The sequence below is a fragment of the Modestobacter sp. VKM Ac-2985 genome, assembly GCF_026967925.1.
Taxonomy (GTDB): Bacteria; Actinomycetota; Actinomycetes; order Mycobacteriales; family Geodermatophilaceae; genus Modestobacter.
The window spans coordinates 1,016,812-1,030,148 of sequence record NZ_JAPVBI010000003.1; the positions used below are offsets into that span (position 1 = coordinate 1,016,812).

Here is a 13,337-nt window from a genome sequence, read left to right on the forward strand (position 1 = left end):
ACCACACCCGGCGCCGGCCGTGACGCGCCGAGCACGCAACGTGCACACCCGCCGGTCCGCCCGAAATCGGTTTCCGGGTGGGAACAGCCGGTCCGAGCCGCCGTCGCAGCCAACCCCCTCCGGCGTTGCTCGACGTCACGTCGGCGAGTCGCCCGAGCAGCCCGGGCGTGTTGCGGCCCTGCGGGGTGTCGGAACCCCGACGCGCAGCACTTTGTGACGAATCCATGACACCCCTACCGTCATCCGCGCCCGCCGGCCCCTGAGTCGCCACGCACGGTGACACCGGCGAGCACCGCCGAACCGGGCACCCGCTGCGAGGTCGCAGCGAACGCCCGGACCGGGGACCCACCGCAGTTCTGGGGTGAAGCGCGACGGCACGCGAGTGCCGCAGCGCCGGGCGAGTTCCCCGCCCGAACCCGTCAGCTAACTCGGTAGGCGGTCGAGGAGAACAAGGAGAACCCGTCGTCCATGACGACCACTCGCACGTCCCCTGCCCGTCGTCCCTCTCGCTCCGGTCGCCGGGCACTGATCGCGCTGTTCGCCAGCGCCGGCGTCGCCCTCACCCCGATGGCCGCCCAGGCCTCGGTCGGTGGCAGTGGAGCGCCCGTCGCAGCACCCGTCGCAGCGGCGGCCGCCCCGGTCGCGGCGCCGAACGCAGCTGCCCAGATCATCGTGAACACGGCGCTCGCCCAGCAGGGCAAGCCCTACGTCTGGGCCGGCGCAGGTCCGAACGTCTACGACTGCTCGGGGCTGACCCAGTACTCCTACGCGGCCGCCGGCATCACGCTGCCGCACTCCTCACGCATGCAGTCGACGATGGGCGTCCCCGTCGCCCGCGCCGACCTGCAGCCCGGTGACCTGGTCTTCTTCTACGACCCGGTGGGCCACGTCGGCATCTACATCGGCAACGGCCTGATGGTGCACGCGCCGACCGCAGGGGACGTCGTCCGCACCATCAACGTCGACACCATGTGGGGCTACAACTCCGCGCGTCGTCTGGTCTGAGGTCGCCCGGGGTTGTTGCGACCCCGTGACGATCGGCGGTGCCCCTTGCCCCGTGTCGCCCCGCCCGCGAGGTTGGGAGGTGCGAGGTAGCGAGTCCCGGCCCCGTACGGCCCGGTCGCCCGCAGGGGCGGCCGACGAACTGCCGGCGGGTGCGGCGCAGTGTCGCGCCGCACCTGCCCGCAGCTGGTCAGGGCACCAGACACGAGAGGAAGCCTCACCGATGCTGACGTTGACCCCCCAGGCAGCAACCGCGATCCGCGGGATCCTCGACCAGACCGAGACGCCCGAGCAGGGCGGCCTGCGGATCGCCAACGACCCGACCGGCCAGTCGCTGGCGCTGAGCCTGGCCGCCGTGCCGGCCGAGGACGACCAGGTGCTGGACGAGTCCGGCGCCCGGGTGTTCCTGGACGAGAAGGCCGCGACGGTCCTCGACGACAAGGTCCTGGACGCCCAGGCCGATCCGGCCGGCAAGGTCCAGTTCGGGATCGCCGAGTCCGGCGCCTGAGCTCCCCCAGCACGACCACGTCCGCCCCGTTCCGGTCCGCCGGAGCGGGGCGGACGTCGTCCGAGACCCGGACGTACGCGAACGCCCCGCTCTCCCGGGGGCGGCCACGGCTGACCAGGGTGATGGACCCTGCCCACTCCTCTGCGGCCTGTCCCGCCACGGAGCAGCGCTCCCCCCAGGCCGTCAGCCGGCCGCAAGCGCCCCGAGTGGTGCACTCCGGGCCGGACCGTCCGACGCCGTGGGTGGGGGCCCGATGTGGATCACCGGGCGTGCTGCCCGACGGCGTGGGCGTCGGGGGGCGGGGGGCCGTAGAGGGCCGGGTCCCTCTGGGGGGCGGGTTCGGTCGTGAGGGCAGCGCTCTCGATCCGGTCCCAGCGGAACCAGCGGGGCGCGTCCCGCTCACGGCACCAGGCGACGAGGTACCAGCGGTCGCCGGTGCGGGCGAACAGGTGCGGCTCGACCCGTCGGCGGGTCACCGTGCCGTGGCCGTCCCGGTAGCGCAGGGCCACCACCCGACGCCGGGCCAGCGCCTCCTCGACCACGGCGGCTGAGGCGCTCGGTCGTGTCGTGGACGAGCCGCGGACCCACACCCGGCCGGCCAGCCGCTCGGCCTCGGTGCGGGCCGTCGGACCCATCACGTCGAGCACCTTCTGCAGCGCCGCGCGGCCGTCGACAGCGAACGGCGCGTCCGGCGCCTCGGCCAGCGCCACCGCCACCGCGACCGCCTGGGCAGGAGTGAGATTGACCGGCGGCAGGGTGGCCGCCGCGTCCAGCGCGTACCCGCCACCGGGACCGGCCGTGGCCCAGATCGGCACACCGGCCTGCTGCAGCGCGGAGACGTCGCGCTTGACCGTCCGGACCGACACCTCCAGCCAGCGGGCGAGCCACCCCGACGTCCGACCGCGGGGCCCGACCCGGCGCAGCTCCTCGCTGAGCGCGTGCAGCCGGTCGGTGCGGTTCACCCGGAGATCGTCGCAGGATCGGTGACAGCACGGTGTCACCGGGAGCGTCGCACAGTTCGCTCATGACATCGATCGCCCTGTTCCACTCAGCCCTCGGGGTCCGCCCCGGGATCAGTGATGCCGCAGAACGCCTCCGAGCGGCCGGCCACCAGGTCTCGGTGGTCGACCAGTACGACGGGCTGGTCTTCGACGACTACGCGACAGGCAGCGCCCACACGGATCAGATCGGCTTCCCGGCCCTCATGCAGGCCGCGCTGGACGGCGTCGCGGAGCTGCCCGACGGGTTCGTCGCGGCCGGGTTCTCCAACGGCGCGGGCATGGCCGAGTACGTCGCCACTCGTCGCCGCTGTGCCGGGCTGCTGCTGTTCTCCGGCGCGCTGCCGCTGGACGTGCTGGGCGCGGCCTGGCCGACGGGCCTCCCCGTGCAGATCCACTACAGCCTGGACGACCCCTTCCGTCGTCAGGAGTGGATCGACGCCGTGGCGTCGGACGCCACCCGCGGCGGCGGTCGGGTCGAGACGTTCGACTATCCGGGAACCGGCCACCTCTTCACCGACCCGAGCCTGCCCACCGAGTACGACCCAGCGGCCACCGAACTGCTCTGGCAGCGGGCCCTGGCCTTCCTCCACGACCTCACCGACTGACCGCGCCAGGGCATCCGGGCTTGCTCGGGGCCTTCCAGCCGTCGTCGGCGTGTGGTGTGCTCCGGGCCACACTCCGACCGAGCACGGGAGCCCCGTTGAGCACACCGACGACCCACCCGCCGCGCACCGTCCAGGTCGGCGACATCGCCGTCGCCGTCCAGGAGCACGGCGAGGGTGAGCCGCTGCTGATCGTCAACGGCACGAGCCAGTCCCTCGGCTTCTGGGGTGACCTGGCGCAGGCCTGGGCGGGCGACCACCGGGTGATCACCTACGACCTGCGCGGGATGGGCGGCACACAGCGCGGATCCGGCCCGTTCAGCGTCGCCTCACTGGCCACCGACGCGCTCGGGCTGCTCGACGCCCTGGCGATCGAGCGCACCCACGTGCTCGGCTACTCACTCGGCAGCGCGATCGCGCAGGAGCTCGCACTGGCCGCTCCGGAGCGGGTCAGCTCGCTCGTCCTGTACTGCACGTGGGCCCGGTCGGACGGCTTCCAGCGGGCGCTGATGACCGGCCTGGCGCACCCGTGGCGGACCGGTGACCTGGCGGCGGCGCTCGGCGCGCTCGGCGTCGCGTTCTCCCCGCAGCTGCTGGACAGCCCCGAGTTCGGCGCGCTGATCGAGGAGCTGCTGCCGCTGTTCCCGTCGACGCCGGAGCAGATCAGGACCACCGCCGAGCAGTGGGACGCCGACCTGGGCCACGACACCCTCGACCGGCTCGGCCAGATCACCGCGCCGACGCTGGTGATCGCCGGTGAGCAGGACCTGCTGACGCCACCGTGGCACGGACGGCAGGTGGCCGGGGCCATCCCGGGGGCGCGGCTGGAGATGTTCACCGGCCCGGGGTCCAGCCACGCTCTCGGCGTGGAGCGGGCCGAGGAGTTCGTGCCGCTGGTCGCCGGGTTCCTCGCCGCGCACCGGACGCCCTGAGCTGGGTCGCCGCCTCCCGGCTCAGCGGGCGGCGGCGCGGACGGCCAGCTGCTCCGGGGAGAAGGCCAGGTCCAGCGCTTCCCGCGCGGCGCCGAGCACGGCCGCCTGCTGGCCGACCCGGCTCACCGCGATCTCCAGGCCGTCGGTGATCATCGGCGGGCACTGCGCGTAGATCGCCGAGCGCACCCCGGCGACGAAGGCCTCGGCGCTGCTCAGGTGCCCGCCGATCACCAGCCGCTCGGGGTTGAAGAAGTTCAGGATGGTCGACAGCACGGTGCCGGTGCTCCCCCCGGCCTCGCGCAGCAGCTGGGTGGTCAGCGGGTGCGCGTCCCTCGCCAGGTCGAGCATCCCCTCGGTGTCGGGGGCAGGGACGCCGCGCTCCGCGAGCTGCTCGACCAGTGCGGCGCCGCTGGCCACCGCGTCCAGGCAGCCGACCCGCCCGCACGAGCAGGGCACCGGCGGGGCACCGGGCACGGTGGTGTGGCTGATGTCCCCGGCGAACCCGCCGCTGCCCCGGTGCAGCACCCCGCCGGCGACGACGCCGCAGCCGATGCCCGAGCCGACCTTCACGAACACCATCTGCTCGGCCGGGGACCCGCCGGCGGCGTGCTCGCCCAGCGCCATCAGGTTCGCGTCGTTCTGCACGATCACCGGCACGGGCAGCCACTGCCGCACGATCGCGGCGACGTCGGCACCGTTCCAGCCGGGCATCCGGGCCGGGGAGACCACCAGGCCGGTGCTCGCGCTGACCGGCCCGGGCACGCCGACGCACATGGCCAGCAGCGGCGGGGCGTCGTCCAGTCCGGCGACCGCCTCCTCCACCGCGGTGACCACGGTGCGCAACACGGCCTCGGGTCCGTCGGAGACGGCGATGGGCAGGTGCCGCTCGGCGACCTGACGGCCGGCGGCGTCCAGGACGGCGATCGCCGCGTGCCGCTCCCCCAGGCTGACGGCGACCACCAGGCCGGCCGCGCCACGCATCTCCAGCCGGCGCGGCGGCCGCCCGCCGGCCGAGGGCCCGGTGCCGGTCTCCACCAGCCAGCCGCGGCGGATGAGCATCTCCACCCGGGCAGCGGCGGTGGTCGCCGAGAGCCCCGTCTCGCGGGCGACGTCAGCCCGGGAGGTCGCGCGGCCGAGCCGGACCAGGGCGAGTACCTCGCTCGGGGAGGTGGCCGACCGGTCACCGGCAGGGGTGGGCATGCCGTCAGTGAAGCAACGGCCACCGCGGGAAGCAACGGCCACTTACTCCGAAAGTGGAAATACTTCATGGACTTCTCGCTGTAACGATCGCCACTTAGCCTTCGTCCAACGTTCAACGCCGACCGCGAGGAGCACGACGATGAGCACGCCGATGGTGAGCATGCGCGGCGTCGACAAGCGCTTCGGCGACCTCCACGTGCTCCGCTCGATCGACCTGGACGTGGCCCCGCAGGAGGTCGTCGTGGTCATCGGGCCGTCCGGGTCGGGCAAGTCCACGCTGTGCCGCACGATCAACCGGCTCGAGCCGATCGACGCCGGCGAGATCCGGGTCGACGGCCGGCCGCTGCCCGAGGAGGGCGCCGAGCTCGCCCAGCTGCGCGCCGACGTCGGGATGGTCTTCCAGTCCTTCAACCTGTTCGGCCACCTGAGCGTGCTGGACAACGTGATGCTGGCGCCGCTGAAGGTCCGCAGGGTGGCGAAGGCGACCGCCCGCACCGAGGCGATGGCGCTGCTGGAACGGGTGGGCATCGCCGACAAGGCCGACCGCTTCCCCGCCCAGCTCTCCGGCGGTCAGCAGCAGCGCGCCGCGATCGCCCGGTCGCTGGCGATGCACCCGAAGCTGATGCTCTTCGACGAGCCGACCTCGGCGCTGGACCCGGAGATGGTCAGCGAGGTCCTCGAGGTGATGGTGGGCCTGGCCCGGGACGGCATGACGATGGTCGTGGTGACCCACGAGATGGGCTTCGCCCGCCGCGCCGCCGACCGCGTCGTCTTCATGGACGACGGTCAGATCGTCGAAGAGGCCCCACCGGCGGAGTTCTTCGACGCCACCCGGAGCGAGCGCGCGCGCTCGTTCCTCTCCAACGTGCTGGCCCACTGACGGCCGAGCGCCACCCCGGGCGGACCCGCCCAACCCCACGCCCGGCGCCGCTCCCCCGGCAGGGCTGATCAGAAAGGCAAGGCATGAGTGACATCCGCCTTCCCAGGCGTCGCTTCCCGTTGATCACCGCCGTGCTGGCCACCGCCTCGGTGGCGGTCGCCGGGTGCGGGTCGTCCGACTCCTCGTCCGACGCCGTCCCCGGTGGCGGCGGCAGCGCCGACGCCGCCGGCCTGGACGCCGTCTACGAGGACGCGCCGGTCGCCGACGACGAGCTGATCCTCCCGGAGTCGACGATGGCCGAGATCAAGGAGCGGGGCGTGCTGCGCGTCGCCGCCGCCCTGGACGCGCCGCTGCTCTCCCAGCAGGACCCGAGCAACCCCGACGACGTCGAGGGCTTCGACATCGACCTGGCGAAGATGCTGGCCATCTACATCCTGGGCGAGCCGAACATCGAGATCGTGCCGCCGGCGTCGGAGACCCGGGAGGCGCTGCTGCAGAACGGCACCGTCGACGTCGTCTTCAACACCTACACGATCACCGAGGAGCGGGCCGAGCAGATCAGCTTCGCCGGCCCGTACTTCACCTCGGGTCTCGCGGTGGCGGTCGCCGCCGACAACGAGGACATCTCCAGCATCGAGGACCTCGACGGCACGAACGTCATCGTCGGCGCGAACACCCCCGCGGTCACCGCGGTGCCCGAGGTCGCCCCCGGCGCCGAGGTGACCAGCTTCGCCACCGACCCGCAGGCGGTGCAGGCGCTGGTGCAGGGCCGCGGTGACGCCTACGTGCAGGACTACACCCTGCTGCTGGCCGCGGCGGCCGCCAACGACGACATCAAGATCGCCGTCCAGCCGTTCACCGAGGAGCCCTACGGCATCGGCCTCCCCCCGGAGGACGCGGAGTACAAGGACTTCGTCAACGACTGGCTGGAGCAGATCCAGGACGACGGCTCGTGGGCCGAGATCTGGGAGGCCACCCTCGGCACGGTCGTCGAGGGCGACGCCCCGACGCCGCCGGAGATCGGCTCGGTGCCGGGCTCCTGACCCGGCACCCCTGAGGCGGCAGCCGTGAGGCAGCAGCAGCGCCAGCAGAGGACGACGACGTGACTGCAGTGATCGAGAACCTGGACCCCTTGCTGAGGGCGCTGGGGACCACCGTGCTGATCCTGGTGGTCTCCGCGATCGGCTCCCTCGTGCTCGGGGTGCTGATCACCGTGGCCCGGGTGAGCCCCATCCCGGTGCTGCGCGGGGCCGCGTTCGCCTACGTGCAGGTCTTCGTCAACATCCCCCTGCTGGCGCTGCTGCTGCTGGCCGTCTTCGCACTGCCCGACGCCGGGCTGCTGATGCCGCTGACCACCACGGTGATCGTGGTGCTCACCGTCTACGAGGCGGCCTACGTCGCGGAGGCGGTGCGCAGCGGCATCAACACCGTCGCCGCCGGCCAGGTCGAGGCGGCCCGGGCGATGGGGCTGCGGCTGTCGCAGACGCTGCGGCACGTCGTCGTCCCGCAGGCGGTGCGCGCCGTCGTCCAGCCACTGGGCAACGTGATGATCGCGCTGCTGATGAACACCGCCCTGGCTGCGACCGTCGGCGTGGTCGAGCTGACCTCGGCGGTGAACAAGGTGAACCTGGTCGCGGCCCAGCCGATCCCGATCTTCACCGCCGCCGGCCTCACCTACATGGCGCTCGCGCTGGCCATCGGACTGGCCGCCGGGCGGATCGAGAAGAAGGTGGCGATCCACCGATGAGCCACACCGGTGCGTTCCTCTACGACGCCCCCGGGCCCCGCGCCCGGCGGCGGATCATGCTCGGCTCGGTGGTCAGCGCCCTGGTGCTGGGCGGCCTGCTGACCCTGGCGCTGGTGCAGTTCGGCCGGACCGGGCAGCTGGACGCCGACCGGTGGACGCCGTTCCTCGACTGGCCGATCTGGTCCTACCTGCTGGTCGGGCTGCGCGGCACCGCGCTGGCGGCCGCGCTGGTCGCCGTCCTGGCCGGGGCGTTCGGCGTGCTGCTGGCGATCGGCCGGCTGTCGCAGAACCGACCGCTGCGCTGGCTGTCGACCGGCTACATCGAGGTGGCCCGCACGCTGCCGGTACTGCTGCTGATCTACCTGATGCTGTTCGGGCTGCCGGCCTACGGGATCAACCTGCCGGTGCTCTGGAAGCTCGTCGTGCCGCTGACCATCGCCAACGCCGCGGTGGTCGCCGAGATCGTCCGGGCCGGGGTGCTCGCCCTGCCGCGTGGGCAGACCGAGGCGGCGCTGAGCCTGGGCATCCGACGCGGCCAGGCGATGCGCTTCGTCGTCCTGCCCCAGGCACTGCGCCACGTGACGCCGTCGCTGGTCACCCAGCTGGTGAGCCTGATCAAGGACACCTCGCTGGGCTACGTCGTCGCCTTCACCGAGCTGCTCTACCGGGCCCAGGTGCTCAGCGCCTACAACCGGCTGCTCATCCAGACCTTCCTCGTGGTGGCGCTGGTCTACCTGGTGTTCAACGGCGCCCTGTCCTATCTGGCCGCACGGCTGCGCACCCGGGTCCGCCGCCAGGTGGCGCCACCGTCCGGGCCCGCCGAAGAAGCCGCCGACCGTGAACTGGAGACCCCCGTTGTCCGCTGAACTGGCCGTGGTCCGCCGCTCGGGACTGGTGGAGAGCCGACACCTCGGCTCACTGCTCGCCCTGGACGCCGACGGTTCCGTCGCGCTGTCGCTGGGCGACCCCGACGCCACGATCCTGCCGCGCTCCACCACCAAGCCGCTGCAGGCGCTGGCCTGCCTGACCGCCGGCGCGCCGCTGACCGGTCCGGAGCTGGCGATCGCCGCCGGCAGCCACACCGGCGAGGATGCGCACGTCGATGTCGTCCACCGGCTGCTGGACCGGGCCGGGCTGGACGGGTCGGCGCTGCAGTGCCCGGTCGACTGGCCCGAGGACGAGGCGACCCGCGTCGCGCTGATCCGGGCCGGCGCCGAGCGGAGCACCGTGCGGATGAACTGCTCGGGCAAGCACGCCGCGATGCTGCTGGCCTGCGCCGTCAACGGCTGGCCGACCGACACCTATCTCGACCCGGCGCACCCGCTGCAGCAGCACGTGCGCGCGGTGACGGCGGAGTGGACCGGCGCTCCGGTGCGGCACGACGCGATCGACGGCTGCGGCGCCCCGCTGTTCGGCACCACCGTTCGCGGCCTGGCGACCGCCTTCCGGTCGCTGTCGCTGGCTGTCGACGGGCCGGCCGCCGAGGTGGCCACGGCGATGCGGACGCACTCCTTCTTCGTCGGCGGCACCGGGCACCAGAACTCCGCGGTGATGGAGCTCGTGCCGGGTGCGGTGGCCAAGGGCGGCGCGGAGGGCGTCATCGGTGTCGCCGGGCCGGACGGCCAGGCGGTGGCGATGAAGATCGTGGACGGCAACCCGCGGGCGACGACGCTGCTGGCGCTGACCGTGCTGGGTGGGCTGGGCGTGGACGTCTCCGCCGCGGCCTCGCTGACCACGCTTCCGGTGCTCGGCGGTGGGGTGCCGGTCGGTGCGATCGAGCCGGGTGCCGACGTCCTGGCCTGGTTGGCGGGCCGGTGACCGCGGTCGAGATCTGCATCGACGACGTCGCCGGCGCGACGATCGCTCAATCGTGCGGCGCCGACCGGGTCGAGGTCTGTGCGGCGCTGTCGGAGGGTGGGACGACGCCGTCCATCGGGCTGGTGTCCACGGTCCTCGCCGAGGCGTCGCGGATCGGCGTGCAAGTGCTGATCCGGCCGCGCGCCGGGGACTTCGTGTACTCCCCCGCCGAGGTCGACGTGATGCTCGCCGACATCGCCGCCGTCCGAGCGCTGCCCGCGTCGGCGCCGGTCGGGTTCGTGGTCGGCGCGCTCACCGCCGAGGGCTCGATCGACACCGCCGTGCTGTCCCGGCTGGTGGCGGCCGCCGGGCCGAGCCCGGTGACGTTCCACCGGGCGTTCGACACCCTCCCCGACCTCCCCGCCGCGCTGCCGGTGCTGGTCTCCGCCGGGGTCGCCCGGGTGCTGACCTCGGGTGGTGCACCGACGGCCGCGGCAGGGGCTGAGGTGCTCCGCTCGCTGGTCGAGCTGGCGGGCGACCGGATCACCGTGCTCGCCGGCGGGTCGGTGCGTGGGTCGAACGTGGCGTCACTCGTCGCGGAGACCGGCGTGCCGGAGGTGCACCTGCGGGCGGCCTCGCCGGTCACGTCGTCGTCCCGGTCGGCCACCGCGGTCAGCTACGACGCCGTCCCCCGGCTGGTGACCTCTGCCGGCCCGATCCGGGCTGTCGTCGAGGCGCTCGCCTCGTGACGGCCACCCCCGCGGTGCTGGCGATCGACGTCGGCGGCACCTCGATGAAGGGCGCGGTCGTGACGCGCGACGGGCGGCCGGTCGTGGTCGAGCGCTGGCCCACCGACCCGGCGACGGACACCGTCGGCGCCATCGCCGGCCACCTCCGCTCGCTGGCTGCCCTCGCGCGTGACCACGGTCTGGACGTGGTCGGCGCCGGCGTGGTGACCCCCGGGATGCTCGACGAGGCGGCCGGGACGGTCGTCTACGCGTCGAACCTGGACTGGCGGGACGTGCCGCTGCGGGCACTGCTGGCCGGGGCGACCGGGCTGCCGGTGGTGACCGGCCACGACGTGCGGACGGCGGGGCTGGCCGAGCAGCTGCTCGGGGCGGCGCGCGGGGTCGAGGACTTCGTGCTGGTGACCATCGGCACCGGCGTGGCCGCGGCGCTGGTGACAGGCGGGAGGTCGGTCACCGGTGACGGCGGCGCGGCCGGCGAACTCGGCCACATCCCTCTCGTCCCGGGCGGAGAACCGTGCACCTGCGGCCAGCGCGGCTGCCTGGAGGTGTACGCGTCCGGGGCCGGGCTGTCTCGCCGGTATGCAGCTCTCTCCGGTGTCCCCTTGCCGGCGGAGGACGTCGTCGCCCGACTGGGGCACGACGCCGACGCGGACCAGGTGTGGGCCGAGGCGATGGCGGTGCTGGCGCAGGGGCTGGTGACGGCGACGCTGCTGCTGGACCCGACCACGATCGTGCTCGGCGGCGGCTTCACCGCCGCCGGCGACGCCCTGCTGGAACCGCTCCGCGCCGGCCTGGCTGACGGACTCGCCTGGCGATCGGCCCCACCGGTGAAGCTGGCCGAACTCGGCAGCGAAGCCGGCTGGATCGGCGCCGCAGCCCTGGCTTTCCGCCACGCCGGCCACGCCGACGCCCTCGAGACCTGGACCCCCCGCGCCCTTCTCGGAGCCCCCATCCCCTGAGGGGCCGAAGTCGCGACTTCGGCCCCTCAGGTCAGCGGGTCAGGACTCGCAGCCGATGCCGTCGTTGTCGTTGCCGTCGAACTTCGGCTGCCACCCCGGGTCACCCGGTCGGATGGGTGCAGCACCAGCTGCCTTCACCGCTGTGCAGTTCTCGTAGTAGACGCTCGGAGCCGGCGCGGGAGCCGGCGCGGGAGCCGGCGCCGGAGCCGGTACAGGCGCGGGTACGACGACCGGCGCGGGTGCCGGCTTGGGTGCGGGCTTGGGTGCAGGGGCCGGAGCCGGGGCCGGGGCGGCCGTGGTCGGTGCGGCTGGCGCCGGCACGTCGGCGACGACGCCGCCGGGCAGCGGCTCGTTCGGGCAGGTGCTGAGCACGGTGGCGACGGCGTTGCGCTCCGCTTGGGTCATCCAGAGCCCGTAGTTGACCTTCACCGCGACCTGGCGGGCGACGTAGGCGCAGCGGTAGCCCTTGTTCGGCGGCAGCCACGTTGCCGCATCGCCGTCCCCCTTCTGCATGTTCAGCGGCCCGTCCACGGCCAACAGGTTGAGCGGGTCATTGCCGAAGGCGGTGCGCCGGGCGGCGTCCCAGCCCTGCGCACCGGTCTGCCAGCTGTTCGACAACGCGACGACGTGGTCGATCTGGACGTCGCTGCTGGTGTCCTGCCCGCGCTGGAAGCCGATCGTGCGCCCCGAGTAGGGGTCGGCGAGTGAACCGGTGAGCACGACGCAGTCGCGGGTGCCGAGCTTGAACGTCTCGCCGGCGAGATCGCGGGCGAGCATGTCGTTGCGGGTGTCGCAGCCGTTGCGGTCGGTGTCGACCCAGCCAGAGCCGAAGAGGTCGCGGTCGTACCCGGTCTTCGGGGCGCGCCCCTGCACCGGCACCACGGCCAGCGCGGCGAGGGCGGTGGTCGGCTGCGCGGAGACGATGGCGCCGTCGGCGTCCGTGTCGGTGAGCAGGCCGGTGGCGGTGGAGCCGTCCGTCGCGGCGGCCGCCGCCTCCTCCGTCTCGGTGCGGACGAGCGCTGCCTCAGCGGCAGCGATGGCGGCTTCGTCGACGGCGGCGCTGGTGGTCGGGGCGGGGCGCGACATCGCGGCGACCGACTCGGTCTCCGGCATGGTGGCGCCTCCGACCATCACCGCAACGAGGCCGGCGACGGCCACCCCACCGGCGACCGCACGTGAGGCGATGAGCGCCCACCGCGCCCGGCCGACGACCAGTGCACCGATCCCGACGACGAGCACGGCGAGGCCGGCCATCATGAGTGCGCCGGAGAAGCCGCCGCTGGCGGCGCCGGCGAGCATGAACAGGAGGACGACCGCGGCGACGAGCGCGCGGACGACGGTCACCCGGCTGATGTGCCGCTCCTCTGCCGGGGCGCCGGCGAAGACGTCGAGCACCTCGGCCGGGTCGACGGCGTCGAACGGGAACTGGACGTCCTTGCGCCGGACCACGGCACCCGGCACTGCGGCCGCCCTCTCGCGCACGTCCGCGCCGACGGCGGTGAGCTGTAGCGCGTCCATGTGGAGGGTGACGGCGTGGCCCGACCGCGGTTCGTACACCAGGCGGAGGGAGCGCGCCGGACCCCAACCACCGGGCTCGGTGACGGTGAAGCCGAGGTCGATGGCCCGCTGAACCACCGGGCGGGCGGGAGTGCCTGGGTTCTTCGACTCCCATCGCTGCAACAACTGCTCGACGGCTGACTCGGACTCTGATGACATGCGCTGACCCCCGTGAACGTGTGAGGTGGGGCCATCCTGGGTGCGCGCAGCCGGCCCTCCCGGACGGACAGGCCGGAACGGCCCGTCCAGCCCCATTCACCCCAGTGCTCCCGCCCTGACGTGCGGGAATGGCTCCCCGAGGCCTTGCGTTGCCGCTGTCCCCTCCGGTCGGTAGGGCGCGAATCGATGACTTACCGCCTCGTGTGCGGTCCAGCTCTCCGTCCGGCGTTGCGTGCCGGGCGGA

General features: G+C 73.5%; 14 protein-coding genes and 1 riboswitch. Of the genes, 11 read left to right on the forward strand and 3 right to left on the reverse strand.

Annotation, left to right across the window (positions count from 1 at the left end):
- The first annotated feature begins 319 nt into the window (after positions 1-319).
- A riboswitch (cyclic di-AMP (ydaO/yuaA leader) is annotated at positions 320-452 on the forward strand.
- A gap of 16 nt (positions 453-468) precedes the next feature.
- Positions 469-1,005, forward strand: coding sequence for a C40 family peptidase (locus tag O2V61_RS20775; RefSeq protein ID WP_331254239.1), 537 nt, complete (start codon positions 469-471; stop codon positions 1,003-1,005).
- A 220-nt stretch (positions 1,006-1,225) separates the two neighbouring features.
- Positions 1,226-1,510: a HesB/IscA family protein gene (locus O2V61_RS20780; RefSeq protein WP_269185168.1), complete on the forward strand. Its 285-nt coding sequence runs from the start codon at positions 1,226-1,228 to the stop codon at positions 1,508-1,510.
- Positions 1,511-1,770: 260 nt separating this feature from the next.
- Here O2V61_RS20780 and O2V61_RS20785 read toward each other — a convergent pair whose 3' ends face one another.
- Positions 1,771-2,472: a helix-turn-helix transcriptional regulator gene (locus O2V61_RS20785; RefSeq protein WP_269185169.1), complete on the reverse strand. Its 702-nt coding sequence runs from the start codon at positions 2,470-2,472 to the stop codon at positions 1,771-1,773.
- 62 nt (positions 2,473-2,534) lie between these two features.
- Between O2V61_RS20785 and O2V61_RS20790 the strand changes: the two genes are divergently transcribed.
- Positions 2,535-3,116 (forward strand): dienelactone hydrolase family protein, encoded by a 582-nt coding sequence (locus tag O2V61_RS20790; protein WP_269185170.1) that lies wholly within the window; start codon positions 2,535-2,537, stop codon positions 3,114-3,116.
- Positions 3,117-3,211: 95 nt separating this feature from the next.
- Positions 3,212-4,045 carry an alpha/beta fold hydrolase gene (locus O2V61_RS20795; protein ID WP_269185171.1) on the forward strand — a complete coding sequence of 278 codons (834 nt, stop codon included), beginning with the start codon at positions 3,212-3,214 and terminating at the stop codon, positions 4,043-4,045.
- A 21-nt stretch (positions 4,046-4,066) separates the two neighbouring features.
- On the opposite strand, the gene O2V61_RS20800 is transcribed toward O2V61_RS20795, so the two are convergent.
- Entirely contained in the window at positions 4,067-5,245 is a 1,179-nt protein-coding gene (locus O2V61_RS20800; RefSeq protein ID WP_269185172.1) for an ROK family transcriptional regulator, read from the reverse strand.
- 139 nt (positions 5,246-5,384) lie between these two features.
- Here O2V61_RS20800 and O2V61_RS20805 point away from each other — a divergent pair, with 139 nt between their 5' ends.
- The 7 genes from O2V61_RS20805 (at position 5,385) to O2V61_RS20835 (ending at position 11,377) form a co-directional block, all read left to right on the forward strand.
- Entirely contained in the window at positions 5,385-6,125 is a 741-nt protein-coding gene (locus tag O2V61_RS20805; protein ID WP_269185173.1) for an amino acid ABC transporter ATP-binding protein, read from the forward strand.
- A gap of 83 nt (positions 6,126-6,208) precedes the next feature.
- Complete coding sequence (locus tag O2V61_RS20810; protein WP_269185174.1) at positions 6,209-7,168, forward strand: glutamate ABC transporter substrate-binding protein; 960 nt, start codon at positions 6,209-6,211, stop codon at positions 7,166-7,168.
- Between the two features lie 59 nt (positions 7,169-7,227).
- Positions 7,228-7,872, forward strand: a complete 645-nt coding sequence (locus O2V61_RS20815; RefSeq protein WP_269185175.1) for an amino acid ABC transporter permease — start codon at positions 7,228-7,230, stop codon at positions 7,870-7,872.
- A complete protein-coding gene (locus tag O2V61_RS20820; protein WP_269185176.1) occupies positions 7,869-8,738 on the forward strand; it encodes an amino acid ABC transporter permease in 870 nt (289 codons plus the stop codon). Before O2V61_RS20815 ends, O2V61_RS20820 begins: the two co-directional genes overlap by 4 nt.
- Positions 8,728-9,690 (forward strand): asparaginase, encoded by a 963-nt coding sequence (locus O2V61_RS20825; RefSeq protein WP_269185177.1) that lies wholly within the window; start codon positions 8,728-8,730, stop codon positions 9,688-9,690. The genes O2V61_RS20820 and O2V61_RS20825 overlap by 11 nt, the downstream gene beginning before the upstream one ends.
- The gene (locus tag O2V61_RS20830; protein WP_269185178.1) at positions 9,687-10,418 is read left to right on the forward strand and encodes a copper homeostasis protein CutC; all 732 of its coding nucleotides are present in this window, start codon (positions 9,687-9,689) and stop codon (positions 10,416-10,418) included. The genes O2V61_RS20825 and O2V61_RS20830 overlap by 4 nt, the downstream gene beginning before the upstream one ends.
- Entirely contained in the window at positions 10,415-11,377 is a 963-nt protein-coding gene (locus O2V61_RS20835) for an ROK family protein (protein WP_269185179.1), read from the forward strand. The genes O2V61_RS20830 and O2V61_RS20835 overlap by 4 nt, the downstream gene beginning before the upstream one ends.
- Positions 11,378-11,416: 39 nt before the next feature.
- Here the strand turns inward: O2V61_RS20835 and O2V61_RS20840 are convergent, their stop codons facing one another.
- Positions 11,417-13,093 (reverse strand): GmrSD restriction endonuclease domain-containing protein, encoded by a 1,677-nt coding sequence (locus O2V61_RS20840; RefSeq protein WP_269185180.1) that lies wholly within the window; start codon positions 13,091-13,093, stop codon positions 11,417-11,419.
- Positions 13,094-13,337 lie beyond the last annotated feature (244 nt).

Coding starts and splice junctions, on each gene's coding strand:
- O2V61_RS20775 (WP_331254239.1), top strand. CDS start 469: ATGACGACCACTCGCACGTCCCCTGCCCGTCGTCCCTCTCGCTCCGGT.
- O2V61_RS20780 (WP_269185168.1), top strand. CDS start 1,226: ATGCTGACGTTGACCCCCCAGGCAGCAACCGCGATCCGCGGGATCCTC.
- O2V61_RS20790 (WP_269185170.1), top strand. CDS start 2,535: ATGACATCGATCGCCCTGTTCCACTCAGCCCTCGGGGTCCGCCCCGGG.
- O2V61_RS20800 (WP_269185172.1), bottom strand. CDS start 5,245: ATGCCCACCCCTGCCGGTGACCGGTCGGCCACCTCCCCGAGCGAGGTA.
- O2V61_RS20805 (WP_269185173.1), top strand. CDS start 5,385: ATGAGCACGCCGATGGTGAGCATGCGCGGCGTCGACAAGCGCTTCGGC.
- O2V61_RS20810 (WP_269185174.1), top strand. CDS start 6,209: ATGAGTGACATCCGCCTTCCCAGGCGTCGCTTCCCGTTGATCACCGCC.
- O2V61_RS20820 (WP_269185176.1), top strand. CDS start 7,869: ATGAGCCACACCGGTGCGTTCCTCTACGACGCCCCCGGGCCCCGCGCC.
- O2V61_RS20840 (WP_269185180.1), bottom strand. CDS start 13,093: ATGTCATCAGAGTCCGAGTCAGCCGTCGAGCAGTTGTTGCAGCGATGG.